This is a genomic window from uncultured Maribacter sp. (assembly GCF_947500405.1).
In the GTDB taxonomy this organism is placed as follows: Bacteria; Bacteroidota; Bacteroidia; order Flavobacteriales; family Flavobacteriaceae; genus Maribacter_B.
In genome coordinates, this window is the sequence record NZ_CANMRY010000011.1 from 42,789 (window position 1) to 66,294 (window position 23,506).

28 protein-coding genes are annotated in these 23,506 nt (G+C 31.8%); 9 read left to right on the top strand and 19 right to left on the bottom strand.

The annotated features are described in order from the left end of the window. Positions 1 to 3 precede the first annotated feature (3 nt). The 9 genes from Q0945_RS14135 (at position 4) to trpA (ending at position 8,212) form a co-directional block, all read left to right on the top strand. Positions 4 to 636 carry an NAD(P)H-dependent oxidoreductase gene (locus Q0945_RS14135; protein WP_299435690.1) on the top strand — a complete coding sequence of 211 codons (633 nt, stop codon included), beginning with the start codon at positions 4 to 6 and terminating at the stop codon, positions 634 to 636. 38 nt (positions 637 to 674) lie between these two features. Beyond that, positions 675 to 1,253 carry a YceI family protein gene (locus Q0945_RS14140; protein ID WP_299435692.1) on the top strand — a complete coding sequence of 193 codons (579 nt, stop codon included), beginning with the start codon at positions 675 to 677 and terminating at the stop codon, positions 1,251 to 1,253. A gap of 259 nt (positions 1,254 to 1,512) precedes the next feature. After that, a complete protein-coding gene (locus tag Q0945_RS14145) occupies positions 1,513 to 2,910 on the top strand; it encodes an anthranilate synthase component I family protein (RefSeq protein WP_299435694.1) in 1,398 nt (465 codons plus the stop codon). 21 nt (positions 2,911 to 2,931) lie between these two features. Further along, the gene (locus tag Q0945_RS14150; RefSeq protein ID WP_299435696.1) at positions 2,932 to 3,522 is read left to right on the top strand and encodes an aminodeoxychorismate/anthranilate synthase component II; all 591 of its coding nucleotides are present in this window, start codon (positions 2,932 to 2,934) and stop codon (positions 3,520 to 3,522) included. A gap of 80 nt (positions 3,523 to 3,602) precedes the next feature. Next, complete coding sequence (gene trpD, locus Q0945_RS14155; protein WP_299435698.1) at positions 3,603 to 4,595, top strand: anthranilate phosphoribosyltransferase; 993 nt, start codon at positions 3,603 to 3,605, stop codon at positions 4,593 to 4,595. After that, positions 4,595 to 5,377: an indole-3-glycerol phosphate synthase TrpC gene (gene trpC, locus Q0945_RS14160; protein WP_299435700.1), complete on the top strand. Its 783-nt coding sequence runs from the start codon at positions 4,595 to 4,597 to the stop codon at positions 5,375 to 5,377. Before trpD ends, trpC begins: the two co-directional genes overlap by 1 nt. Before the next feature lie 5 nt (positions 5,378 to 5,382). Next, positions 5,383 to 6,057, top strand: a complete 675-nt coding sequence (locus tag Q0945_RS14165) for a phosphoribosylanthranilate isomerase (protein ID WP_299435702.1) — start codon at positions 5,383 to 5,385, stop codon at positions 6,055 to 6,057. 204 nt (positions 6,058 to 6,261) lie between these two features. Next, positions 6,262 to 7,443, top strand: a complete 1,182-nt coding sequence (gene trpB / locus Q0945_RS14170) for a tryptophan synthase subunit beta (RefSeq protein WP_299435703.1) — start codon at positions 6,262 to 6,264, stop codon at positions 7,441 to 7,443. A 7-nt stretch (positions 7,444 to 7,450) separates the two neighbouring features. Then, the gene (gene trpA, locus Q0945_RS14175) at positions 7,451 to 8,212 is read left to right on the top strand and encodes a tryptophan synthase subunit alpha (RefSeq protein WP_299435705.1); all 762 of its coding nucleotides are present in this window, start codon (positions 7,451 to 7,453) and stop codon (positions 8,210 to 8,212) included. Between the two features lie 234 nt (positions 8,213 to 8,446). On the opposite strand, the gene Q0945_RS14180 is transcribed toward trpA, so the two are convergent. The 19 genes from Q0945_RS14180 to Q0945_RS14270 form a co-directional block, all read right to left on the bottom strand. Continuing rightward, on the bottom strand, positions 8,447 to 8,719 hold the full coding sequence (locus tag Q0945_RS14180) for a hypothetical protein (protein ID WP_299435707.1): 273 nt from the start codon (positions 8,717 to 8,719) through the stop codon (positions 8,447 to 8,449). Positions 8,720 to 9,065: 346 nt separating this feature from the next. Then, positions 9,066 to 9,533 (bottom strand): hypothetical protein, encoded by a 468-nt coding sequence (locus Q0945_RS14185; protein WP_299435709.1) that lies wholly within the window; start codon positions 9,531 to 9,533, stop codon positions 9,066 to 9,068. A gap of 279 nt (positions 9,534 to 9,812) precedes the next feature. Continuing rightward, entirely contained in the window at positions 9,813 to 10,391 is a 579-nt protein-coding gene (locus Q0945_RS14190; protein ID WP_299435711.1) for a DUF1287 domain-containing protein, read from the bottom strand. A 23-nt stretch (positions 10,392 to 10,414) separates the two neighbouring features. Next, a complete protein-coding gene (locus Q0945_RS14195) occupies positions 10,415 to 10,798 on the bottom strand; it encodes a hypothetical protein (protein ID WP_299435713.1) in 384 nt (127 codons plus the stop codon). A 68-nt stretch (positions 10,799 to 10,866) separates the two neighbouring features. Beyond that, positions 10,867 to 11,814, bottom strand: coding sequence for a tRNA-dihydrouridine synthase family protein (locus tag Q0945_RS14200; RefSeq protein WP_299435715.1), 948 nt, complete (start codon positions 11,812 to 11,814; stop codon positions 10,867 to 10,869). A 116-nt stretch (positions 11,815 to 11,930) separates the two neighbouring features. Further along, positions 11,931 to 12,359: a hypothetical protein gene (locus Q0945_RS14205; protein ID WP_299435717.1), complete on the bottom strand. Its 429-nt coding sequence runs from the start codon at positions 12,357 to 12,359 to the stop codon at positions 11,931 to 11,933. An 88-nt stretch (positions 12,360 to 12,447) separates the two neighbouring features. Beyond that, positions 12,448 to 12,882, bottom strand: coding sequence for a hypothetical protein (locus tag Q0945_RS14210; RefSeq protein ID WP_299435719.1), 435 nt, complete (start codon positions 12,880 to 12,882; stop codon positions 12,448 to 12,450). A 330-nt stretch (positions 12,883 to 13,212) separates the two neighbouring features. Further along, positions 13,213 to 13,752 carry a Crp/Fnr family transcriptional regulator gene (locus Q0945_RS14215; RefSeq protein WP_299435721.1) on the bottom strand — a complete coding sequence of 180 codons (540 nt, stop codon included), beginning with the start codon at positions 13,750 to 13,752 and terminating at the stop codon, positions 13,213 to 13,215. A gap of 79 nt (positions 13,753 to 13,831) precedes the next feature. After that, entirely contained in the window at positions 13,832 to 14,293 is a 462-nt protein-coding gene (locus tag Q0945_RS14220) for a hypothetical protein (protein ID WP_299435722.1), read from the bottom strand. A gap of 646 nt (positions 14,294 to 14,939) precedes the next feature. Then, positions 14,940 to 15,344 (bottom strand): hypothetical protein, encoded by a 405-nt coding sequence (locus Q0945_RS14225; protein WP_299435724.1) that lies wholly within the window; start codon positions 15,342 to 15,344, stop codon positions 14,940 to 14,942. A gap of 56 nt (positions 15,345 to 15,400) precedes the next feature. Continuing rightward, positions 15,401 to 15,832, bottom strand: a complete 432-nt coding sequence (locus Q0945_RS14230; protein ID WP_299435726.1) for a hypothetical protein — start codon at positions 15,830 to 15,832, stop codon at positions 15,401 to 15,403. 229 nt (positions 15,833 to 16,061) lie between these two features. Beyond that, positions 16,062 to 16,673, bottom strand: a complete 612-nt coding sequence (locus Q0945_RS14235; protein WP_299435728.1) for a hypothetical protein — start codon at positions 16,671 to 16,673, stop codon at positions 16,062 to 16,064. Positions 16,674 to 16,824: 151 nt separating this feature from the next. Then, on the bottom strand, positions 16,825 to 17,913 hold the full coding sequence (locus Q0945_RS14240; protein ID WP_299435730.1) for a hypothetical protein: 1,089 nt from the start codon (positions 17,911 to 17,913) through the stop codon (positions 16,825 to 16,827). An 87-nt stretch (positions 17,914 to 18,000) separates the two neighbouring features. Then, positions 18,001 to 19,803: an AAA family ATPase gene (locus Q0945_RS14245; RefSeq protein ID WP_299435732.1), complete on the bottom strand. Its 1,803-nt coding sequence runs from the start codon at positions 19,801 to 19,803 to the stop codon at positions 18,001 to 18,003. 317 nt (positions 19,804 to 20,120) lie between these two features. Further along, positions 20,121 to 20,663, bottom strand: a complete 543-nt coding sequence (locus Q0945_RS14250) for a DinB family protein (protein WP_299435734.1) — start codon at positions 20,661 to 20,663, stop codon at positions 20,121 to 20,123. Between the two features lie 568 nt (positions 20,664 to 21,231). Then, a complete protein-coding gene (locus Q0945_RS14255; protein WP_299435736.1) occupies positions 21,232 to 21,630 on the bottom strand; it encodes a hypothetical protein in 399 nt (132 codons plus the stop codon). A 9-nt stretch (positions 21,631 to 21,639) separates the two neighbouring features. After that, positions 21,640 to 22,392, bottom strand: coding sequence for a methyltransferase domain-containing protein (locus tag Q0945_RS14260; protein WP_299435738.1), 753 nt, complete (start codon positions 22,390 to 22,392; stop codon positions 21,640 to 21,642). Further along, positions 22,386 to 23,123 (bottom strand): DUF2071 domain-containing protein, encoded by a 738-nt coding sequence (locus tag Q0945_RS14265; RefSeq protein ID WP_299435740.1) that lies wholly within the window; start codon positions 23,121 to 23,123, stop codon positions 22,386 to 22,388. The genes Q0945_RS14260 and Q0945_RS14265 overlap by 7 nt, the downstream gene beginning before the upstream one ends. Positions 23,124 to 23,130: 7 nt before the next feature. Then, positions 23,131 to 23,499, bottom strand: coding sequence for a DoxX-like family protein (locus Q0945_RS14270; RefSeq protein ID WP_299435742.1), 369 nt, complete (start codon positions 23,497 to 23,499; stop codon positions 23,131 to 23,133). Positions 23,500 to 23,506 lie beyond the last annotated feature (7 nt).

Genomic DNA, 23,506 nt, shown 5'->3' on the forward strand with positions numbered 1-23,506 from the left:
AAAATGAATAATTATATTGATAGTTTACAATGGCGATACGCTACTAAAAAATTTGATTCTTCAAAAAAATTGACGAAAGACCAGTTAAATACTATTCTTGATGCTGTACAGCTTAGTGCTTCTTCGTATGGTTTACAACCATACCATGTTTTTGTTATATCAGATAACGAAATTAGAGAAAAATTACAAGCCGCTTCATGGGGACAGACACAGATTACGGAATCATCACATTTAGTTGTTTTTGCAAATCAAACCACATTTAATGATAGTCACGTAGATGACTATTTAACAAATGTAGCTTTGACCAGAAAATTACCTGAAAATTCTCTACAAGAATATGGTGATTTTATGAAAAGCAACCTAACTCCCCTACCCGATGATATTAAAAATATTTGGTCTTCCAAACAAACATACTTAGCTTTAGGGAATTTACTTTCCGCTGCTGCCTCTATTCAGGTTGATGCATGCCCTATGGAAGGTTTTGATGCCGAAGAATACAATAAGATTTTAGGCCTTACAGATAAAAATTTAAATGCCTCTGTAGTTGCAACAATAGGCTTTAGATCAGAAAATGATGAAACCCAGCATTATAAAAAAGTACGTAAATCAAAAGAGAACCTATTTACGCAATTATAACAAACAGAAAACAACATTAACTATTAATTAAATTAAAGATGAAAAAGAAATTATTAAGTTTAGCAATCGCCGTAGTATTTGGATTTTCAGCTACTGCAAACACACCAATTGACGGTGACAAAAAAACAGTTAAAGTAAGTGAAAGCACTGTTACCTGGAAAGGTTACAAAGTAGCAGGTTCCCATGAAGGTACTATCAATTTAAAATCTGGTTCTTTAGATTTTAACGGAAATAAACTTACTGGAGGAGAATTTGTAGTTGATATGACTACTATTAATACAACAGATTTAGATGGAGACATGAAAGGAAAATTAGATGGGCATTTAGCTTCGGATGATTTCTTTGGTGTTAAAGCACACCCTACTGCTAAATTAGTTTTTAAAGATTTAAAGTCTTTTAATAAAGATTCTTACACCGTAACAGGAGACCTAACAATTAAAGGAATTACTAAAGAAATAATATTTGTAGTTTCTGTATTTGAAAACAAAGCTACTGCTACTTTAAAAGTAGATAGAACAAAATACGATATTAAATATAGCTCTTCTAGCTTCTTTGATAATTTAAAAGATAAAGTAATCTATGATGAGTTTGATTTAGTGGTTGATTTAGCTTTTTAAAATATCTTAAAACATACTCTAAAACCCTGTTACTTATAACAAAGTAGCAGGGTTTTATTATTTTTAGCACAGCCTATTGGCTATTTTAAAAATCCTTTTTATATTTGGAACATAATGAGGAATAATAAAACAAATACTTGGTGGTGGAATAACTTACGAAAAACAACGTGAGCAAAGCATCATTGTAGTAAAACTATATAAAAGGCTTGTCATCACGACAAGCCTTTCCTTTTTAAAAAAAAACTTAATACTTTATCTAATGAAATATCAATTAGAGACACATTTTAAAAAAATTCTTGCAGATACCATTACTCCGGTTAGTGTGTATTTAAAAATTAGAGACCGTTTTCCTAATAGCATCCTATTAGAAAGTAGCGATTACCATGCTAATGATAATAGTTTTTCTTATATATGCTGTAACCCAATTGCATCTATTAAAGTAGAGAACGAGGTAATTTTACAACAATTTCCAGATGGTACTTTGGAAGAAATAGAAATTAAAGAAAATACAGATGTTGTTTCTATACTAGATAATTTTAGTAAAAAGTTTAAAGGCAGTAAAAACGACTTTAAGTTTATAAACAATGGTCTTTTTGGGTATATGGCGTATGATGCCGTACGGTATTATGAAGATGTAGAACTTGCTAAAAAAGAAAATAGTGCTACTATTCCAGATATTTATTATGCCGTATATCAAAATATAATAGCTATAAATCATTTTAATAATGAAGCCTATATTTTTGCGCATTGTTACAATAGCAAAGAAAATATTGCCGAAATAGAACAAATTTTAAATATCAGAAGTTTTGCTTCTTATAATTTTACTATCCAAGGAGTACCTACTTCTAACTTAAAAGATGAAGAATATAAAGAACATGTAGAACTTGCTAAAAAACACTGCCAACGTGGCGATGTTTTTCAACTGGTACTTTCCAGACGTTTCTCTCAAGAATTTAAAGGAGATGAGTTTAATGTATATAGAGCATTACGTTCTGTAAACCCATCCCCTTACCTATTTTATTTTGATTATGGCGATTTTAAAATCTTTGGTAGTTCTCCAGAGGCGCAACTAATTGTAAAAGAAGGCAAGGCAGAAATTCATCCAATTGCAGGTACTTTTAAAAGAACAGGCAATGATGAGCAAGATGCTATTCTTGCAAAAAAACTTACTAAAGACGACAAAGAAAATAGTGAGCATGTAATGCTAGTAGACCTTGCGCGTAACGACCTTAGTAGAAATGGAAATACGGTTAAAGTAGAAAACTATAGAGAAGTACAATTCTTTTCCCATGTTATACACTTAGTTTCTAAAGTTACAGGACAAAAAAAAGAAGACATCCCAACCATGAAAGTAGTGGCAGATACTTTCCCTGCGGGAACTTTAAGTGGCGCACCTAAACATATGGCAATGCAACTTATAGAAAAGTATGAAAAAACAAGTAGAGGGTATTATGGAGGTGCCATTGGTTTCATGGATTTTGATGGTAATTTTAACCACGCCATAATGATTAGAACTTTCTTAAGTAAAAACCACCAACTACACTACCAGGCAGGTGCAGGTATAGTTGCTGCCTCTAAAGCAGAAGATGAGTTACAAGAAACATACAACAAATTAGGTGCTTTAACTAAAGCATTGGAAATAGCAAAATCTATCTAAATTTCCAAAATAGAGAATAAAATGAAAAAAATATTAGTCATAGATAATTACGATAGCTTTACCTATAATTTGGTACACTATTTAGAAGATTTAGATTGCGAAGTTGTAGTAAAACGTAACGATCAACTTAGCTTAGAAGAGGTTGATGCTTTTGATAAAATTGTGCTTTCTCCAGGACCTGGTATTCCAGATGAGGCTGGTTTACTAAAACCAATAATAGAAAAATATGCTCCTACCAAAAGTATCTTTGGGGTTTGTTTAGGACAACAGGCCATTGCCGAAGTTTTTGGTGGTTCCTTAATAAATATAGACCAAGTATATCATGGTATTGCTACTAAAATAAAAATTACCAAACCAGAAGATATTTTATTTAAAGGATTAGATACGGAGATTGAAGTGGGGCGTTACCACTCTTGGGTTGTTAATCCAGATTTACCAGAAGTTTTAGAAGCTACTTCTTTTGATGAAAACGGACAAGTAATGTCCCTTCGTCATAAACTATACGATGTTGCTGCGGTACAATACCATCCAGAATCTGTACTTACTCCTAATGGAAAAAAAATACTAGAAAACTGGGTATCCTCCCCTAACCCCTCCAAAAGAGGGGAATAAAAAGAAAAAATGAATACAATTATTATTAATTAAAATATGGAGACCGTTTCCTCCCCCTTTGGGGAGGTTAGGTGGGGCTTATGAAACAAATATTAAACCGACTTATTAATCACGATATTCTTGAAAAAGAAGATGCCAAACAAGTATTGGTAAATATTGCTAAAGGTGATTATAATACGAGCCAAATTGCAGCTTTCTTAACCGTGTATATGATGCGTAGCATTACTATAGAAGAGCTAGAAGGCTTTCGTGATGCACTTTTAGAACTTTGCCTTGCGGTAGATTTATCTGCTTATAACCCTATTGATTTATGTGGTACTGGTGGCGATGGTAAAGATACCTTCAATATATCAACCTTATCCTCTTTTGTAACCGCTGGCGCTGGTGTTAAAGTTACCAAACATGGAAATTATGGTGTTTCTTCTGCCTGTGGTAGTAGTAATGTAATGGAATATCTTGGTATAAAATTTAGTAATGATGCTGGTTTTTTAGAAAAGTGTTTAGCAGATACAGGTATTTGTGTATTACACGCACCACTGTTTCATCCTGCTATGAAAAATGTTGCCCCTATCCGTAGAGAGCTTGCTGTAAAAACGTTTTTTAATATGTTAGGCCCAATGGTAAACCCAGCCTTTCCTAAAAACCAAATGGTAGGTGTATTTAATTTAGAACTAGCAAGAATGTACGGGTATTTATATCAGAATACTGATAAAAACTTTACCGTATTACACGCTCTAGATGGTTATGATGAAATTTCATTAACAGGAGATACCAAAACCATATCTAACCATACCGAGGGAATTATAAAACCTTCAGATTTTGGATTACATCCTATACAACAATCGCAAATTTATGGTGGTGATACGGTAGAATCGTCTGCAAAAATATTTATGAATGTTCTAGAAGGCAAAGGAACAGAACCGCAAAATAATGTTGTTTGTGCTAATGCTGGTGTTGCTATTGCAACTGTGAAGAACCTTACGCCAAAAGAAGGTTTTGAACTTGCTAAAGAATCCTTATTAAGCGGTAAAGGATTAGAAACCCTTAAAAAACTACAAAACCTTAGCGCCTAATGAATATTTTAGAAAAAATAGTTATAGATAAACGCAAGGAGGTAGATTTACGCAAATCTTTAATTCCTGTTTCGCAATTAGAAAGTTCTGTGCTTTTCTCTAGAGAAACCGTTTCTTTAGCAACTGCATTAAAAAATAGCGCCACTGGTATTATTGCAGAACACAAAAGACGCTCTCCATCAAAATCGGTAATAAACCATAATTTAAATGTACAAGATGTGGCAATTGGTTATGAAAACGCTGGTGTTTGTGGCATGTCGGTTTTAACCGATGGTAAGTATTTTGGCGGTTCTTTGGATGATTTATTAATAGCAAGAGCTGCTGTAAAAATGCCTTTGTTACGTAAAGAATTTATTATAGATATTTATCAGATTTTAGAAGCAAAAGCTTATGGTGCAGACGTTATTTTACTAATTGCAGCCATACTTACTAGAGAAGAGATAAAAACCTTTTCAGAGTTTGCAAAAAGCTTAAATTTAGATGTGCTTTTAGAAGTGCATAACGAAGAAGAGTTACAAAAATCTATTATGCCTAGTTTAGATATGTTAGGGGTAAACAACCGTAACCTTAAAACTTTTGATGTAAGCTTAGAAACCAGTAAAAAACTCTCTACCATAATTCCAGACGATTTTGTAAAAGTTTCCGAAAGCGGTATTAGTTCTATAGAAGCGATTAAAGAATTACAGCCTTTTGGTTTTGAAGGTTTTTTAATTGGAGAAAATTTTATGAAAACCAACAACCCTGGCGAAAGCGCAACCTCTTTTATTTCTAATTTAAAGTAATTTAGATGAGCGACTATTATTACACACAAAAAAAAGAGTTTAAAAAAGAAGGCACTCCAAAACTTAAAATTTGTGGCATGAATCTTAATATCTCTGAAGTTGCTAGCTTAACACCCGATTATTTAGGATTCATCTTTTGGGAACCTTCAAAAAGACACTTTAATAGCCAAATGCCAGAGCTACAACATAGCATAAAAAAAGTTGGGGTATTTGTTAATGAAAGTCTTCAGGAGATCCTATACAAAATACAGGAATACAATCTTTTAGGAGTACAATTGCACGGAAAAGAAAGTCCTGAATTCTGTAAAGAATTACAAGAAAAAGCCAAAGGAATTGAAATTATTAAAGTATTTTCTATAAAAAATGAATTCAATTTTGAGGTTTTAAATGATTTTGAAGATGTTTGTGATTTCTTTTTGTTTGATACTAAAGGAAAACTTCCAGGTGGTAATGGTTACAGCTTTGATTGGAGTGTGTTAGAAAATTATCCTTCTACCAAACCCTTCTTTTTAAGTGGCGGAATTGGACTTGAAGATGCAGCTAAAATAAATGCATTTTTACAAACCGATGCTTCTAAATATTGTTACGCATTAGATGTAAATAGCAAGTTTGAAATAGAACCAGGATTAAAAGATATTAAAAAATTAAAGCAGTTTATTAGTAGAGTACAGAGTAAATAGTATTAAGTACAAAGTAGTTAGTACTAAGTCTTAAGTAACACTAATAACTTAGAACTTTTAATTTAGAAAACAATTATTACGAACATGAACACTTAGGACTCATTACTTAAGACTTAGTACTAACTACTTAAGACTTTAGACCTAAAAATAAATAAAATGTAAAACGGAGTACTTACTACTTTGTACTCAATACTTATAAACGATATGAATTATAACGTTGACGAAAGAGGCTATTACGGAGACTTTGGCGGGGCATTTATTCCAGAAATGCTTTACCCAAACGTAGAGAACCTTAGACAAAACTATCTAAAAATAATGGCAGAACCTTCTTTTAAAGAAGAATTTGACCAATTATTAAAAGATTATGTGGGTAGGCCATCACCGCTTTATTTAGCAAAAAGGTTGTCTAAAAAATACAATACTAAAGTCTATCTAAAAAGAGAAGACCTAAACCATACTGGAGCGCATAAGGTAAACAATACTATTGGTCAAATATTAATGGCCAAACGCCTTGGCAAAAAACGTATTATTGCCGAGACTGGCGCAGGACAACATGGTGTTGCTACTGCTACCGTTTGCGCATTAATGGGAGTGGAGTGTATTGTGTATATGGGAGAGATTGATATTGCTCGCCAAGCGCCGAATGTTGCTCGTATGAAAATGTTAGGTGCAGAAGTACGCCCTGCATTATCGGGCAGTAGAACTTTAAAAGATGCTACCAATGAAGCCATTCGAGATTGGATTAATAACCCTGTAGACACCCATTATATTATTGGTTCTGCTATTGGCCCTCACCCCTACCCAGATATGGTAACTCGATTTCAATCGGTAATTTCGGAAGAGATTAAATGGCAATTAAAAGAGAAAGAAGGAAAAGAAAATCCGGATTATGTTATTGCTTGTATTGGCGGTGGTAGTAATGCGGCAGGTACCTATTACCACTATTTAGATGAAGAAGATGTAAAAATTATTGCTGTAGAAGCAGCAGGTATGGGCGTAGATTCTGGTGCGAGTGCAGCAACCTCAGCATTAGGAAAAGAAGGCGTTATTCACGGTTGCAAAACCTTATTGATGCAAACTACTGACGGGCAAATAACTGAGCCTTATTCTATTTCGGCAGGTTTAGATTACCCTGGTGTGGGCCCAATGCATGCACATTTACATAAAACAGGAAGAGCAGAATTTATCTCTGCAACAGATGATGAAGCTATGCAGTCTGGATTGGAATTAACAAAATTAGAAGGTATTATTCCTGCTATTGAAAGTAGCCATGCCTTGGCTGTTTTTAAACACAAAACTTTTAAACCAGAGGATGTGGTGGTAATTAGCCTTTCTGGTCGTGGAGATAAAGATTTAGATAACTATATAAAATATTTCAATTTATAAATTGACTATGAATCGTATTAAACAAAAACTACAAGAGGACAAAAAGTTACTCTCTATATATTTTAGTGCTGGTTTTCCTACTTTAAATGATACTGTAACTATTATTCAGGATTTAGAAAAAAATGGAGTAGATTTTATTGAGATTGGCCTTCCTTTTTCGGACCCTTTGGCAGATGGTCCTACAATACAAGAGAGCTCTACTATTGCCCTTAAAAATGGGATGACTACAGAGATTCTTTTTAATCAATTAAAAGATATACGTAAAACGGTAAATATTCCATTAATTATTATGGGATATTTTAACCCTATGTTACAATATGGTGTAGATGCTTTTTGCGCTACCTGTGCCGAGATTGGAATAGACGGACTTATTATACCAGACCTTCCGTTAGATGTGTATGAGCGTGAGTATAAAGCCACGTTTGAAAAATACGGTTTATTAAATATCTTTTTAATTACACCACAAACTGGTGATGACCGTATACAACAGATTGATGCTGCTTCGGACGGATTTATATATATGGTAAGTTCTGCTGGGGTTACTGGCTCACAATCTGGTTTTGGAAACACCCAAGAAGATTATTTTAGTAGAATAGAAAAAATGAAGCTAAAAAATCCGCAAGTAGTTGGTTTTGGTATTAAAGATGCGGAAACCTTTAAACAGGCTACAAAATCTACCAAAGGAGCTATTATTGGTTCTGCCTTTATAAAACATTTACATAAAGAAGGTGTGAAAGGAATTGCTGATTTTGTGAAAACTATTCGCTAATTAAAATAGAAATAGTAAACAACAGAAAATTAATTATAGTGCTGTACCTAACCTTAGGCATGGCACCTTTTTTTTCCAGAACCTTATCTTCTTGGTAAATTAAAATAAATTGCCGGTGGTGCTATAGGTGTGACCACAAAAGACTGGTTTGCTGTTCTTTTGCATGGTTTTCCTTTTATTTTATTTGGAAGACTTATTTATCTAAAAATAGTATCAATTTTAAAATAACCATTTCTAAAGAACCCAGAGAAAAAATAATCCTGTAAAAATTGTAATTACTACAACGGTAATTATAAAATCTCTTCTTTTAACAGCATCTCCTTCTTTTCTAATTTCCCTTTTTAAACGCTTTAACTCTTCTTTACTTACAGTTTTAAAAACTGGTTTTTCTTCTATATTACTATAACTATTAATACCATTTTCTTTTATAGATTTACGCTTTTTAAGCATAGCTCTATTTTGCTTCATAGTCTTTATAGCATGTAATGCAAAACCTCCTCCTCCCATAATTATATTTTACTTATGAGTAGCATATTTTTACATTTTGTTACATAAAAAATCAAAAAAAAACATGATTCAAAAGAAATATTCGATACAAAAAGTGATATTAATTAAGAATATTATAAGTCAGTAGATAGTTACCTAGATTACAGCTCAAATTCTGTGGAAATATCAGGCGGAGAGAAATTAAAATCTATTTAGAACTAACGAATAGTTCTCGACTCCGCTCGAACTGACAATGGTACGGTACTCTTTATAAAACACATAATTTCAATCCGTTGAAGTATTTAGTGTTGCGTATTTACCTACTGGCTTCTAAAGAATATAATAATTACAAAAACAAAAAAGACTATTACTCTTCTAGTTCAAAAGTTACATCGGAAAATACGCCGTTCGTAATTGCATACTTTTTACCTGTTACAGAGGAAGTTCCTTTATAATTAAACTCTCCAGAAAGGAGCTTTTTTTCTTTATCTATACTAGTGATTTTTACATAAACTTCTTCAAGCTCTTTATTATCTCCAAAACCTTCATTTCCTTCTTCTTCACCATTGTTTTGGGTATACCACGCATAAGCACCTCTAGAAAGAAAATCTGGAGTAATAGTATCGTAAATTTCTCCATTACCTAATGTTTTATAATCGTCTCCGATAAAATAAAAAATAATGGCTTTAGGTCTTTTTAAACCTATAGTAAAATCAAAACCCGAAATAGCTCCGAGGTAACCTCCTGTAGATACTATATTTATGGAAGCAGAAACACTTTCCCCATCACCAATTATATAGGACTCAAATGCTTCACCATTAACCTGTGCTGTCATTGTTGCAATCACTTCTTCCTCTTCCTCCTCTTCTTCTTTCTGTTTATCTACTTCATCTTCTATAAGACTAGTACAACTTGTATTTGCTGTTAATAAAAGGAAACTAAAAAAAGTAATCCAATAAACTTTAGCGGTTTTAATTTCATAAAATGTGTACTAAGGGTTTGCCGTAAGATTGTTATTTACAATCAAACATAAATAAAATACTATTATTAGAAAATAGGAATTTGGTAAAAGAGGTTATTCCTTATATAACTGTTTAGGTATTACATATAGCTGTTACCAATTATAGCTATAATGCCCAATAATTTTATACTCAAAAAGACAATCTTGCAACACTTGGCCTGCTCCTATGTTGTGTACTATTAAATTTCGTTTTCCATCTTTAGATTTTTTGTTTACCACAATTCCTATATGGGTTATAGCACCACCTAAATTCCAACAAACAACATCTCCAGGCAAATAATCTATTGCTTTCTCAGAAATCTCTTTTTCTGCTCCTTTTCTTTTAAAATAAGTCATTAAATTAGGAACCCTTCTGTGATCTATATTTTTATCTGTAGTTTTTAATCCCCAAATTTTAGGGTATTTCCCAAAATTGGCTTTCATGTCTTCATGAACTTCTTTCTGTAAGTCTACTCCTAATTTTCTATAGGCTCGTATTACAACATCTGTACAAACACCTTTATCACTTGGTACATCGCCGTTTGGATAATCTATAGAAAAATAACTTGGGTCATAAGTTACGTCTTGGTTTGTTAACTCTAAAGCAGCAGCAGACAAATTAAGTTTAACTTCTACTTGAGAATAACTAAAGTTTATGTAAAGAAATACTAGTCCTAAAAATACTTTTCTCATAAAATATCCTGATAAAAACTATCTTAGTCTAAAGCAAAAATAGCATCGTAAGTTATGTACTCATCTCTTCCAATAGTATACAAAACCTTTCCGTTAGCGTCTAGTAAAACACCTACAGACTCATCTTCTGGAAGCGGGAAATTTAGTTGGTATTTTCTACCATCTTCTAAATTTAAACCATAGGTTTCTACTCCGTTAGATATACTTACTTTGTTTTGGGTATAGTTGTAATTTGTAGTTTCTCCCTTGGCATTAGTAACAACAAAACTCTTAGCTTTAAAAGTTAATTGGTATTTTTCTCCTTGGTTATTAATGGCCTTCCAATCTCCTCTATAGGTATCAGAACCACTACAGGCAGTTAAAACTACCATAACAAAAAGCACTAGAATATGTTTTATATTTTTCATACTATAAAAATATTCAATTACGCTCATAAGAACAACCCCGTTTTAAGGGGTTTTAGAGTGTACTAGTATTATTTCTGTGCTGCAATAATTTCTGCTACAGCATTTCTGTATTTATATGGGTTTCCTGCTTTTTTTATTGCCTTATATACTTTTTTAGGATCATGGGTAGATTGTGCAAAAAACTCCCAAAAGCCTAACATTTTCATTTTTATAGGAGTTGGTCCAGAAAGTTTAGCATCATACTGCTGGTATATGGTATCATGAAATTCTTTAAAAATTTTCCACCTATTAGCGGGGTATTCTGTGGTATCGGCCTTTATCATACTTGGTAAAAAAGGGTCTGCAATAAGACCACGGCCAATCATAAAATGCTCTATGGTAGGAAAACGTTCTCGCATTTTTTTAAACTGCGCTACCGAAGTAATGTCTCCATTATAATATAAGGTATGTTTTGCTACATCTACACACTTTTGAAACGCCTCTAAATCTACACCACCTTTGTATAACTGTTTTCCAAGACGAGCATGTATAGCGACATTCTTAAGCGGATATTTTTCTAGTATAGGAAAAGCGTCTAATATCTCATTTGCAGTTTCGTATCCTAGACGCATTTTCATAGAAATAGTAACATTGGTCTCGTTATGTGCACGCTCTAAAATATGATCTATTTTCTCGGTATTACAAATAAGACCAGAACCCATTCCGCTATTAGTGACCATAGGATACGGACAGCCTAAATTCCAATTTAATTCTTTATACCCTAAAGATTCTATATACTTTATGGTGAATATAAAAGCATCGGCATCAGCCGTCATTACTTGCGGAATTACCTCTAAAGCTGTATTTACTTCTGGAGCCAAATCTCTTTGATACGACCCTTTAATGATCATTTTTTTATTATACCGAATGTAAGGAGCATAATAAGTATCTATTCCACCAAAAAAATGCTGCTGTGCATTTCTAAAATTAAAATCGGTAAAACCTTGTAAAGGAGAAGCTAATAGTTTGTAAGACATTCCTATGTTTTGAAGCGGCAAAGATAGTGGAATATCTTGTTTTAGGCTTAATAGATACCCCCCGTACAAACCTCAGAAAATATAAATCTCCGATTATTGAAGAAATTGCGAAAGTATTATAAAAAGATTTTTAATTGAAAGTCACTCACCTTAAATTCATTATTAGGAACTATAACATCCGTTAAATCTCCAAAATCGCAACAACTACCATCTGGCTCTGTAAAATCATAGCTATAAGGAATCTCTAATTCATCAATTATTAGGGTATGCATACCGTGATTACTATTAGATGTCGTAATCCAAATATTACCGTTATGAAGGCCAAAAGGGACTATTTCTTCTTCTGTGTTAAGCAGCTGTATATCTTCTTTTGTATATCCATTCTCTATAATCCAATTTGTCTCAGAATCTTTGCTTATCAACTCTATAGTATACCCCATTTCTAGACAGGATACAGCGGAACAATCTTCTTTAGAATCATCACTACTATTACAGTTTATTAAAAATAAAGAAACTAGAATTAAAATCCATTTTGCTTTCATCATAGTATTTTTCCTATAAATGTTTTATAAAACTCTTTAGAAAAAGATGCTACTAGTTTAAAATGGTTGCTTTACAATATGTGTTTCTTAATTACAATTCTTTTAATTTTTTAAAAACCAATATATGCAAGAAAATTATGGTTGCTGGTGCAAAAGCAGGAATCCAACTAAAAGGGAAAGTCCCGAATTGCTCTACTGCTTCTGTATTATTCTGAACAGCTTCGTTCGTTAAGACTACAGCTGTTATTAATACTAAGATTATATCTATTAGTCCAATAATATTCCATATACTGGTTACTAGTTTTGCAAATGAATATCCTTTTTTTAATGCTATTACAACTGGAAAAACTAAGATAGCCGTTATAATATCTCCTGCGCCTCCTATAAATGCAAATTCTTTAGGTATTGCATTATAAAAATAAACTAAAAAGAAAAAGACTCCTACGAATCTAAAAATATGGATAAAAACTAACTGTTCTAATTTAATATTTTTTAAAACTATAGCAAACCATTTAGTTCTTTGCACATAACCCATGTAAAACAAAAAAAGTGGTATAACAGTCGCTATAAATATTCTAGGGGTAACACATTTTTTGTAAAAAAGCCTGTTAATGATACGATACCTACTATTATAAGATAAAGTATATAAAACACCGTAATCTTTTTTCTTACCAATGAACTTGTCTTATAATTACCGTTTTCATAAGCAGATTTTACTGCTTTGTTTATTAAAAAAACAGGTATAGTACTAAAGCTAATTATAAAAAGTATTGACAACCAAATAGGCACTTGTGTTAGTGCTACATCCATCTTTTTTTTTACAAAGATGTAGAACTACAAAGAATTATAAATTGCCCTATGGCAATTCTTGAAGTTCTTTTCTAATTCTACTTAAAGAAAACTTAGTGATACCCAAGTAAGATGCAATAATGTGTAAAGGAACTTTTTCTATAATTTCTGGGTTCTTTTTTTCTAAATTAAGATAACGCTCTTGCGCTGTTTCTTTATAAAGAGAAATCATTTTTTGGTTTATAAAAGTATAGTTTAAAGTTAAAAGCATTCTGCCCCACTCTCTAAACTCTGGTATGGTATGAAAACAATGTTGCACATTATCATAACTAATACTATAAAGAGTACAGTCTGTTAGTAGTTCGTAATTTTCTTCGCTTGGTTTTTGCTCAAAAAAAGATAAATAATCATTAAAAAAATCTGGCGCAGAAAAAAACCTAGTTGTAACTTCATTCCCTTTTAAATCTATGATATAACATCTTATTATACCCGATTCTAAAAAATAAGAGTGTTTGCTGGTCTTCCCTTCTTGTATAAGGATTGTTTCTTTTGGGAAATATTTTTTTATAAAATAAGTAGAAATTAAGTCAGCCTTTTCGTCTGACATTGCTTTTATATTTTTTAAGTAGTCTTGAAGCCTCATTTTACCACCCTTATGTATATAACCTTCTTACAAATTTCATATCCTAATCTAACTTTTTATAAACCTCAATATTCTTAAAAATAGTATCGTTTCTTGAATACGTATTTACTTGCTTATAAGTTTTTCCGTTATGTTCTATAGGAATAACATAGGTATTAACATCGCTCTTCATAGAGGTAGACATAGATGTTAATACTTCAGTAATAGTATCATTCTTAAAAGTATAGGTTCCAAACCCATGCCATTCTGATGCATCTGGTGCTGGATCTGTGTTCCAAATTACAAAACCATTTAAATATATTTTATGCTGTACTTTATTGGTATTGGTAATAAGTGTATCTGCGTTTGCTACATGATAAAAATGGCTTAATTTCCAAACCCCATCCATCGTATTTTTAGCATTAGAGCTTTTCGCATTCATTTTAGGAGCACAAGAACTATACAGTAACCCAAGTATAAATAATAGGTTTGCAAAAACAATTATTTTAAAGGCTCTTTTTTTCATAACGCTATGTGTTTAAACGTGTAAATTACGCCATTAAAAAGGAATAAAAGCTATCTATCTTAAATCATTTTTGGTAAAATACCCTTGGTTAGAAACCGCATTTTTATTTCCCTCTATTTTTGCTGTTTTAAACCAAACTTTCTTTTAAGCCTAATTAAACGTCATTGTTTAAAAAACTACAATTAGCTCTGGTGAACTTTACTTATATTTCTTCCTAAAAATATCGCTTCTAGAGGAACATAATTCTGTATTAATTAGAGTTCTTACTTTGTGTTACTTTACTCGTTTTCTATGGTAAAGGAGACTGTTAAACCAACACTAAAGTTTCTTGGCAATTTTTCAACTCCGAAAATAGCTATGGAATATTTTCCTTTATCTCCCAGTACTTTTACAAATAATTCAGAAGCTCCGTTCACTATAATTAGGGAAGCATCCCAATCTTCTCCTGATTGAAAATAAGCATCTATATGATTTAGCCCAACATTTTTTTAAACCCTATTTTCTTATCTACCTGTGCCAAAACACCTAGATTTTGGCATATTTTTTAACATGTCGTTTTAACGAAAATCCCATTTTAGTTATTTTTTTGTCTATAAAAATGGTAGAATTGTTAGAACTAACTTGGCTTTTTTTGAGTTCTTAAATTTTAGTTTTTAATGGCTTGATTGGAGCATAATTTATATTCCACAATAATCATTATTCCAATTACTACAAATTCAAGTATAAAGTACATCCACCCTAATTCCGTTAGTTTATCAGAGTGTAAAACTATGCATGCCATAGACACCAACAAATAAATACTATTACACCCTATTATTATCTTTAGAAAAGGTTTCCAATTTGAATTAATAAGTTGATAACAACTTATTGAATAGATAAACAAACAAAAAGCTACTCCAGAAAGTGTATATAAAACGTTGCTTGGCATTCCAAAATATTTTTCCAGTTGTGCTAAGATTCCGAATAACAAAATAGCGGTTAGTAATGCTCCTAATGCATCTATTAAAAAAATCTTTTTAGGATTAGCCTTAAGTTTATTTAGAAATTTCATTCCGCCATTTTTTGTATGCAAACTTTTCCTATCTGGTTAATTTTAGGAGTGTTGTATTATTTAATCCACAAAAACTCTCGTTCACATGCTATATGAGATTGGTAATAGTTTATTTTAAAATCATCATGGGTATCGTTTAATCTCCAATCTATAGCTCCAAAATAAACAAAAGAAACCAGTATAGACCAAACCATAATTAACCAACCAAATACAGGAATAATCTTTTGTGCTAGTTTTCCTTTTATTTTATGTAAGCGTACAACTAGTATAAAAATAAAGAGTGACCATAAAACCAAATTACCCAAAAAACCGAATAAATAAATTTCTCCAGACATAGAAAAAATCCAACTTGTGTTAGTTTCTTGAACAAACGGAAAACCATAAAATTCTGGTCCTTGTTCTGGATAATTGCATACATATTTAAAAGTGAAATATTCATCTGTAATACACCCAAGTGCCGTTATTATAGAGAATATAATTTTTTTCATTTATGTAGTAATTTCTAAACTTTTACCAAAGATAATTGGTAAAAACAATACGTACACCCCTGTTTTAAGGGGAAATTAAAAGGCACCTATACACTATACTATTCATTTAGATTAGATGCTAACTTTTTTTTAATTTTATTTTTTCTTTTCCAAAACTAAATCCATAAGATTTAGGGACTTTATAAGTGTACACAGAAATTTTGGTTTTGCTCTAAAGTCCGCATTACGTTTAGTTTTTGTTGGCCATAGTTATTTCTTTCTTAAAGTCTTGAATTTTATCATAATCTTCAATCTCCAAAATGTTGATAAGCGATAACCATCCAAGAATGCCATTTTTATGATAGTGTATCAACACTTCTTTAAAATGACTTAGCCTTTCTGATTCGGTTTGCAAAAAGTTACGCTTTATTTTTTCTCCATTTTTCAGTTCCAGAATCATCAGATTGTTTAATCCATTTGACAAGTGGGGAGTAAATTCGAGCATAGAATTTACAAACATTCCCCTAATATCATATGCCTGATTAAAGTCCAATTTTGATATTTGAGATAGGTTATAATTTTCATCGTTCACTTGTATTCTGTCTCCCCAAAAAGTTAATTTGCCACAATATGTTCCTATTTCTCGTTCATAGCGAAAGAATGTGCTAATCATAAGTCCGATTACATAAACCAACCATAAAATTAATAGGGTAGTTTCCCAGCCATTAAAATCATATTCGTAAGATTGCTTTAAATAAGCCATTAAAAATACCAAGCCCGTCCAAAAAATGGCGACTAAATTTTCAGGAGAAATATAAACACCTTTTCTTTTTTTAAAAATTTTTAAACTTCTAGGTCGCATTCGATAATTAGGGTCAACGTGATTGTATAAGATTAGTGACGTATTCTTAGTTAATATACAACAAGTACACGCTTAATAAGAAAATCCGATGGGATATTCGTAAGTAGGCGAGTACTAGCAATGAATTATACACGGAGTTGTATACAGTTTTTTATAGTTCATTCATTAATCGGACAAGCATCATTGAAAAAATGTCCACATTTAATTTAAATTCCAAAAACGGACTTTTTCCAGCATCTTTCTGAATGTCAACTCCGTTTTTATATGGTGTTATGTCTAATATTTTATTTAGCCGGATTGTTTTGTTTCCTCTCGAACCCATAAAAATCAACCTTTTATTTGTCAGGTATATATTTCCGCTGTCAATAATTTGCCAAACATCTTCTGACACTGATTTTGCTGAAATACTACCCATTCGATAATAAACTCCTTTGGCAATTTTTATTCGTGCTGTTGGTCCTCCGTAATTTATTCGTTTTGTTACTCGTCTTTGTTCTTGCCAATTTACGTTAGCCATAAAGTACAAATTTTCGCTTTTTTGAATATTAATTGGTGGATTTTCATAAATCGGTAATTCTCCGTTTTCAATAGTCCAATAAAGTCGATAGCGTTCGAGATTTTCTTTTGTTCTTTGATTTAGTTTTGGCTCAATTCCAAGACTTAAAGAAATCTCATTCATTTTCTCGAATTCCTCGTCACTCAATCGCTCGTCTGAAACTGCTTGATTTATAAAGTCGGTCAAAACTTTATTTGAATTGGTTTGCAAAATGTCATCCGCAACTTGGCTATTAAGCAATAGATTTTTTTCTAGCAATTCAAGATTCTCTTTTTCCTCTTGCGTTAAAACTCCATCTGAAACAGCACTTTTTACTTCTTGTTCGTATAATTTTCTTGTTTCAAAATTCAAGACTTGTTTAATTTCCTCATCTGTTAAATGCAGTATTTTTTTCAAGTGCAAAAAAGTATTTATTTCATCTTCGTCAATTACGTGGTCTTCCAAACAATGGTGAATATATTTTCTAAACAAGTCAAGTCGAAGAGCTTTGAACTTTTTATTTAATTGGAGTTTGTATTTATCCGCTATTTCTTGAATTTGCTCCAAACTTACTTTGGTCAAGTCATCTTCATTTTCAACAAAAAGGTTGTTGATTTCAATCAGAGCGTTTTCTTTTGGTGTCCTTTTCAGGATTTTTCCGATTAGAGAAGGCTTCTTATTTTCTTTAATTTTAAATATGCTCATTGGTTTGGTTTAAATTGCATACAACTCCTATTATATAACATACCCTATATGGCACGAGCATGTTGCTCGCGCTAGCAGGGGTAGTAATTATTCCGTAATATAAGTTCCAAAAATCTCTATCATTTTGTTCCGCCAATTTTCTGGAATATCTTCCCAGTTTTTTCCCCAATTTTGGGTTTGTTCAAAAGCTTTGAATGGTTTTTCGTAACTCGCTACATATCCAATTACATCTTCAACATTTTCGTGCATTTCAACTATTCTACCATTTGTACCTACTGCATTCTTAATAGGTTGATTAAATTTTACCGCACCATTAATACCATTATCTCTATCGTGAACAACTATTGGTTTAATTCCCATCGATGTTAGGTATTTTACTAAACCGATAATAGCAGCTTTACCTCTTGCTTTTAAGATTTCAAAACTTGTAATTATTCTTAAATACTTTTCTTTAGGTAATCTTGCCAAAGATTCTCGTATTAAAATATCCTCCGTATCTCCTTCAATGATAATAACATTATTCGTGTAAAATGCTCTTGAAATATAATCATCGATTTTTAGAAGCATTTTGACATAGGATTTGTCATCTCCTTGCAATTCTAAAAATGCATTTGACACTGAAAATGTGCTACATTTCACTGACTTTTTATTCCTTATAAGCCTATTTAAAACTTGTTTTGGTTTCCTTGAAATATCAATTAAAAAAGGTGAATGAGTTGAAGCTACAATTTGTGAATTTGAGCTACTCAATTCATAAATCGCATCTCTCATTTGATTAGCAGCACTTGGATGTAAATAAATTTCAGGTTCTTCAAAACAAATAACAAGTGAACGATTATGTTCATCTTCTTTATCAGAAAGCCATTTTTGTCTAAAACGTAACATACCAAAAACTGTAGCTCGAACCATTCCCGTTCCTTGATTTTCAACGGACGTTTTTATATTACTTGACATTTCAATATTAAAACTTGGCTTAAGTGCTTTATTCGGGTCACTCAAATCGGTCGTGGCGTGTAATTGAGATTCAGGAAATATTCTCGTCAAGACTAAATTTAATTCAGTCATCATTTTTCCAAACTCCGAAGTGTCATCTTCTGGGTCTAATTCTTTTGAAAGCTTTTCTAAATGCTCTTGAGCATTTTTGAAGTTATCAGAATTTTCTCTTACTACTTGAAAAAGTTCGTTTAGTGTTTTACCTAATACGCCAGATGTGCCGCCCTGAATTTCATTGATAGAAGTGTCAACAGGAATTAACAAAAATCTTGGCAACATTTTTAAAACATTACCTGGTATTCCACCAGGATTTTGAAACCAAGTATCTTCATCTACTATATCCCAAATTTCATCAAGTTGCTCTAATTTTTCTAATGCCCCTTTACTTTTTCCTATATTTTTATTTAATTCTGGAAAAAAATCAGAAATCACTTCTTCCTGAATACCTTTAACAATATAATCTTGTGGTTTTTTACAATCTTCAAATTCAGCTTTTACCTTTCGTATTTTTGATTTAAACTCTATAACTACGTCTTTGCCTAATTCGTATGTTTTCCTATAAGTGACTGAAAGGCCTGATTCTGTATCACTATCATATTCAAAAATACGGCCTTTGAAACCTCTCCAAGTTTTTGATTCTTCTGGTAAATTTCTAAATTCAGCTTCAAGAATTATTGTAGTCGTTTGGGGTTTTGTTTCTCCAGTTTCTTCATCAACAACCGAATAATAATCTGAACTTGATAATGTCTTTGTTGCAGAAAGTAATACACCAATAGCTTTTAGTATTGAACTCTTTCCGGAATTATTCTGCCCAATTAAGAATGTAGCATCTTCAAGATAAATCTCTATATCTTCGAGTCTTTTAAATCCTTGTATTTTAAATCTATGTAGTTTCATTCTTATTGCCCCTAACTAAGATATACAAGTCACTCCCTCACCAGAAAACAACCCCTATCTTTTATTTGCAGTAAAAATCTTAATAAAAAAGTAATCTAAAAAACAGAAAAGCGTAATGCCGCTACATATTTATTAACTAAAAAAGTTAAAAACTACGGTAAGTATATGAAAATTATGTTTTTTGAAGGTAAAACCATCATTTTAGAAGTTTTTTAGGCGTGTAAATTCTAGATACTATTTTCCCTGAAAAACGGGAAAATTACTCGAAGGGTCAGAAAGGAAAAAATAGTTGCCGTTTTCTATGCCATTTTTTAAATTTATTGATAAAGGACATATCTTGGGGGTTTTAGCTTATTTAATCGCATATAAACAAGCATTTGCCCTCTGTGGTGTGTTATATGATCTGCAAGCAATAATAAAATTTGTCTTTTTGTTCTATTGGCTCCAAAATAATCTAACCTTTGTTCCAGTTTATTTACATCAAATTTTGATATAAATTCTAAGGTTTTATCAAAATTTTTGGCTACTGCAGCAATCATTTCCTTTTTAGATTTGGTAGCAACTTTTAGTTCTGTATCCGTATTCCAGTCTCTGGCTTTACGCTCTCCCATTAAAGATTGGCTATGCCAATCCATTGCCCAAGCAATATGCATTAAATTTTCTGCAAAACTCATAGATTCTGGCGTAGCTTTAAAAGTATATTTGTCTTCTGGCATTGTTTCTGCCACAAGAATTAAGTATTCCTTAGATTTTTCTAGTCGCTCTAAATATTCTTTAATAAATACATCTTGTTGCGCTAAAAGAGGTGCAGCAAATACCGAGGATACTAGTAGTACTGTTACAGTTATTAGTTTTTGCATAGTAGTAGCTATTTTTATTTAAATATAGTTCTATCTAAGCATATTTTGTAATTTCTTATATGGAATAATCCTCAAAAACTTAAGTTTTAAAACTTATGCGTAAACTGGAGACCTCCATAATAAAAAAGTTGCACCCAATATATAAGCTGAAAGGGTAACGAAATAAAAAAATGTCTCCACACTATTTTTTGTTTTTGCAATAATACAATACCAGCCACAAGCGCTACTAATTGTAGAACACAAAAAACAGGAAACAAAACCGCTTCCTGTTCCTTTAAAGTAAATGGAGAACAAATAGTAATACCTACAAAAAGTAATACCATAATTGCCGAAGGCCATAAAATAGCAACATTTACATTAAAAATATATTTTACTAATAGCCCAATTATAAGCAACGGCAGCACAAAATAAATTATATTTAAAAAGACTGTATCCATACTAAAGAAGCTATATATTAAGTTAAAAAGTTCGTTTGTGTTTTTACTTCTTTTGTAAAAACAGTATTGCTTTACAAATCTCCAAAGAATATAAACTAAATACTACCCTGTTTATTGGGAAAACCTATTACTTATGCTCCTAATGCAGTTATAAAGAAAATAACGGTTACATATAACCAAAATATACTAAATACCACATGTACGGTAGTTTCAAAGGTTTTGCCTTTCCAAAGTTTTGGAGAGTAGCCTACAAACTGAATAATTAGGCGCAATAACCAAAAAATACCTAAGCCTAAGGCTATTTTTTTACCTAAGGGAGTTTCTACTATTTCTGAGGCAGATGACACGCAGAGTAGTCCCATAAGAAATACGGTTACTGCAATAAAAAGTGTATGTATTTCCATCATTTGTTTGTTTACAAGACTCAAAGAAAGTAGCTCTTTTTTCCAATGGAAGTATTTTGGAAAAACAACATGTACCAATGCCAAAGCCATACATAAAACTCCAATAATTTTTAAATGAATTTGCATACTACTTTTTTAAGAACTACAAAGAAAGATAGACATAAATGGGGTAAACTTGGTTTCTTTAAAAGTAGCAAAACCTGCTTCTTTAAAAGCCTTTTTCCATATATTTCGTGAAAAAAAGTGGGTAAAACCAATAGAAAATGCCAAAAAGTTGGGAATATCGCGTAAATGCTCTACGGTAATAATTTTACCATTTGGAGCACATATTCTTTTACATTCTTTTAAAAAAAGCACCTTTTCTGCATGCGACCTAATTTCATGAACGGCGGAAAGAAGAAATACTATCGCAACAGAATTATCTTCTAAAGGTATATGGTTGGTTTGTATTTGTTGGGTGTTTGGGTATACCAAACTTACTTTACGTGCTCTTACTATAGCAGGCTCTGTATGTTCTTTGGCATTATAAAAATCGAACACTTGAATATTGGTTTTTGGGAAATGATTTTCTAGGATAAAACTAGTCTCATCAAAACCTGCATTTATATTTACTATTTGTTGCGGATTTTCTTTTTTTAATCCTAGTTCCTCTAACCACGCAAAATGATAATAACCAGAAAAATCATATACATAGGCAGATACTAGCAACGGCATTAAAAAACCATAAAGAAATACCCCAAGAATTATCCCTGTGATTACTGGTGGAATTTTAAAAAAATTTAAGGCTGCTATAAGTACTACCAACACCAACAACCCAATTACATAAAAATGCCTATTAAAGCTTAGAATATTTAATACCCCTTGAAACTTTTTTCTTTTTTTTACCATGCTTCTATTCTACCTTTTTTCCAGTAGTAAGGAATATTTTTAATTTCAAAAACATTTGCTAATACTGCATTTTCTAATTGCTGGTCTTTTAAGAATTTAAAATTAAAATCTATGGCTTCTACCGCTTGTGGTTTCCAGTTTTGGCGCACGCCTTCTATGATTAAAACTTCTTTCTTTTCTTTAGTATATGTAAAAGTAAACGGCAACGGGCCAGCAAATCTGCGTGCTTCTTTAAAATCTTTAAAAGGAGAATGTTTAGGTAAAGGTACCTCTGCCCTATTATTCTTTTTTACGGTTACCAAAAAGTCTGATTTTTTAGAAGAAATACTACTGGTAGTTGCTGTTTCTTCTTGTTTAATATCTGTAGTAGTGTATTGATAATGGGTAAATATATTTCCCATAAATTCCATTTTCTTAGTATCGGTCTCGGACTTTAAAATATAGAGTCCTCGTAAATTTTTGCCTTCTTTAGTGGTGTACCGTACAAAAACACGATATCCAATTAAAAAAAAGTTATTCCCCATAAATTTAGGAAAACCCTTAGGGCGCAAATCTTGGGTTTGCACCATAGCAACTGCTACAAAGGCATATTTGTCTTGAAAAGTGTCTAAGGTTAAACACTCTGGTATCTTATCTTGTAGTTGTTCTTTAGGTACTGCAAAAGTAAATACCAAAGAACTTTTAAAATGTGCTTCTACAGCAAAAGGGTGGTCTTTGAGTGTCCTAAACATAGTTTTGCTAATTTTCTTGTTTTCGTAAATGAAATTCATTTACATATATAAGCACTATAAATAAAAATGCAAAAAGGGAGTTATATTTTCCCCACAACAATAAATCTGGTACTAAAAAGTATTCTAGAATATTCATGCTGCTAATTATAACTATTTGCGTTATAGCATTTAAACGTGCCTTTATTCTAGAAAATATCCAAATACTCATAGCAATCTCAGCTGCACCAATAGCTACTGTAAAAAAAGAACCATATTCTTCTCCTAAAATGCGACTTACAATTTCTTGATGTCTTGGTACTTGGTTTAAGACTTTACAGTAGAGTCCATTTACTAACCAAACCAGTGCAATTATGTAGGTTATTATTTTAGATAGCATTAGCACA

Bases quoted from the DNA above. Each gene is read 5' to 3' on its own strand.
- Q0945_RS14135 (WP_299435690.1), top strand. From the start codon at position 4: ATGAATAATTATATTGATAGTTTACAATGGCGATACGCTACTAAAAAA.
- Q0945_RS14140 (WP_299435692.1), top strand. From the start codon at position 675: ATGAAAAAGAAATTATTAAGTTTAGCAATCGCCGTAGTATTTGGATTT.
- Q0945_RS14145 (WP_299435694.1), top strand. From the start codon at position 1,513: ATGAAATATCAATTAGAGACACATTTTAAAAAAATTCTTGCAGATACC.
- Q0945_RS14150 (WP_299435696.1), top strand. From the start codon at position 2,932: ATGAAAAAAATATTAGTCATAGATAATTACGATAGCTTTACCTATAAT.
- trpD (WP_299435698.1), top strand. From the start codon at position 3,603: ATGAAACAAATATTAAACCGACTTATTAATCACGATATTCTTGAAAAA.
- trpC (WP_299435700.1), top strand. From the start codon at position 4,595: ATGAATATTTTAGAAAAAATAGTTATAGATAAACGCAAGGAGGTAGAT.
- Q0945_RS14165 (WP_299435702.1), top strand. From the start codon at position 5,383: ATGAGCGACTATTATTACACACAAAAAAAAGAGTTTAAAAAAGAAGGC.
- trpB (WP_299435703.1), top strand. From the start codon at position 6,262: ATGAATTATAACGTTGACGAAAGAGGCTATTACGGAGACTTTGGCGGG.
- trpA (WP_299435705.1), top strand. From the start codon at position 7,451: ATGAATCGTATTAAACAAAAACTACAAGAGGACAAAAAGTTACTCTCT.
- Q0945_RS14180 (WP_299435707.1), bottom strand. From the start codon at position 8,719: ATGGGAGGAGGAGGTTTTGCATTACATGCTATAAAGACTATGAAGCAA.
- Q0945_RS14185 (WP_299435709.1), bottom strand. From the start codon at position 9,533: ATGACAGCACAGGTTAATGGTGAAGCATTTGAGTCCTATATAATTGGT.
- Q0945_RS14190 (WP_299435711.1), bottom strand. From the start codon at position 10,391: ATGAGAAAAGTATTTTTAGGACTAGTATTTCTTTACATAAACTTTAGT.
- Q0945_RS14195 (WP_299435713.1), bottom strand. From the start codon at position 10,798: ATGAAAAATATAAAACATATTCTAGTGCTTTTTGTTATGGTAGTTTTA.
- Q0945_RS14200 (WP_299435715.1), bottom strand. From the start codon at position 11,814: ATGTCTTACAAACTATTAGCTTCTCCTTTACAAGGTTTTACCGATTTT.
- Q0945_RS14205 (WP_299435717.1), bottom strand. From the start codon at position 12,359: ATGATGAAAGCAAAATGGATTTTAATTCTAGTTTCTTTATTTTTAATA.
- Q0945_RS14215 (WP_299435721.1), bottom strand. From the start codon at position 13,752: ATGTCAGACGAAAAGGCTGACTTAATTTCTACTTATTTTATAAAAAAA.
- Q0945_RS14220 (WP_299435722.1), bottom strand. From the start codon at position 14,293: ATGAAAAAAAGAGCCTTTAAAATAATTGTTTTTGCAAACCTATTATTT.
- Q0945_RS14225 (WP_299435724.1), bottom strand. From the start codon at position 15,344: ATGAAATTTCTAAATAAACTTAAGGCTAATCCTAAAAAGATTTTTTTA.
- Q0945_RS14230 (WP_299435726.1), bottom strand. From the start codon at position 15,832: ATGAAAAAAATTATATTCTCTATAATAACGGCACTTGGGTGTATTACA.
- Q0945_RS14235 (WP_299435728.1), bottom strand. From the start codon at position 16,673: ATGCGACCTAGAAGTTTAAAAATTTTTAAAAAAAGAAAAGGTGTTTAT.
- Q0945_RS14240 (WP_299435730.1), bottom strand. From the start codon at position 17,913: ATGAGCATATTTAAAATTAAAGAAAATAAGAAGCCTTCTCTAATCGGA.
- Q0945_RS14245 (WP_299435732.1), bottom strand. From the start codon at position 19,803: ATGAAACTACATAGATTTAAAATACAAGGATTTAAAAGACTCGAAGAT.
- Q0945_RS14250 (WP_299435734.1), bottom strand. From the start codon at position 20,663: ATGCAAAAACTAATAACTGTAACAGTACTACTAGTATCCTCGGTATTT.
- Q0945_RS14255 (WP_299435736.1), bottom strand. From the start codon at position 21,630: ATGCAAATTCATTTAAAAATTATTGGAGTTTTATGTATGGCTTTGGCA.
- Q0945_RS14260 (WP_299435738.1), bottom strand. From the start codon at position 22,392: ATGGTAAAAAAAAGAAAAAAGTTTCAAGGGGTATTAAATATTCTAAGC.
- Q0945_RS14265 (WP_299435740.1), bottom strand. From the start codon at position 23,123: ATGTTTAGGACACTCAAAGACCACCCTTTTGCTGTAGAAGCACATTTT.
- Q0945_RS14270 (WP_299435742.1), bottom strand. From the start codon at position 23,499: ATGCTATCTAAAATAATAACCTACATAATTGCACTGGTTTGGTTAGTA.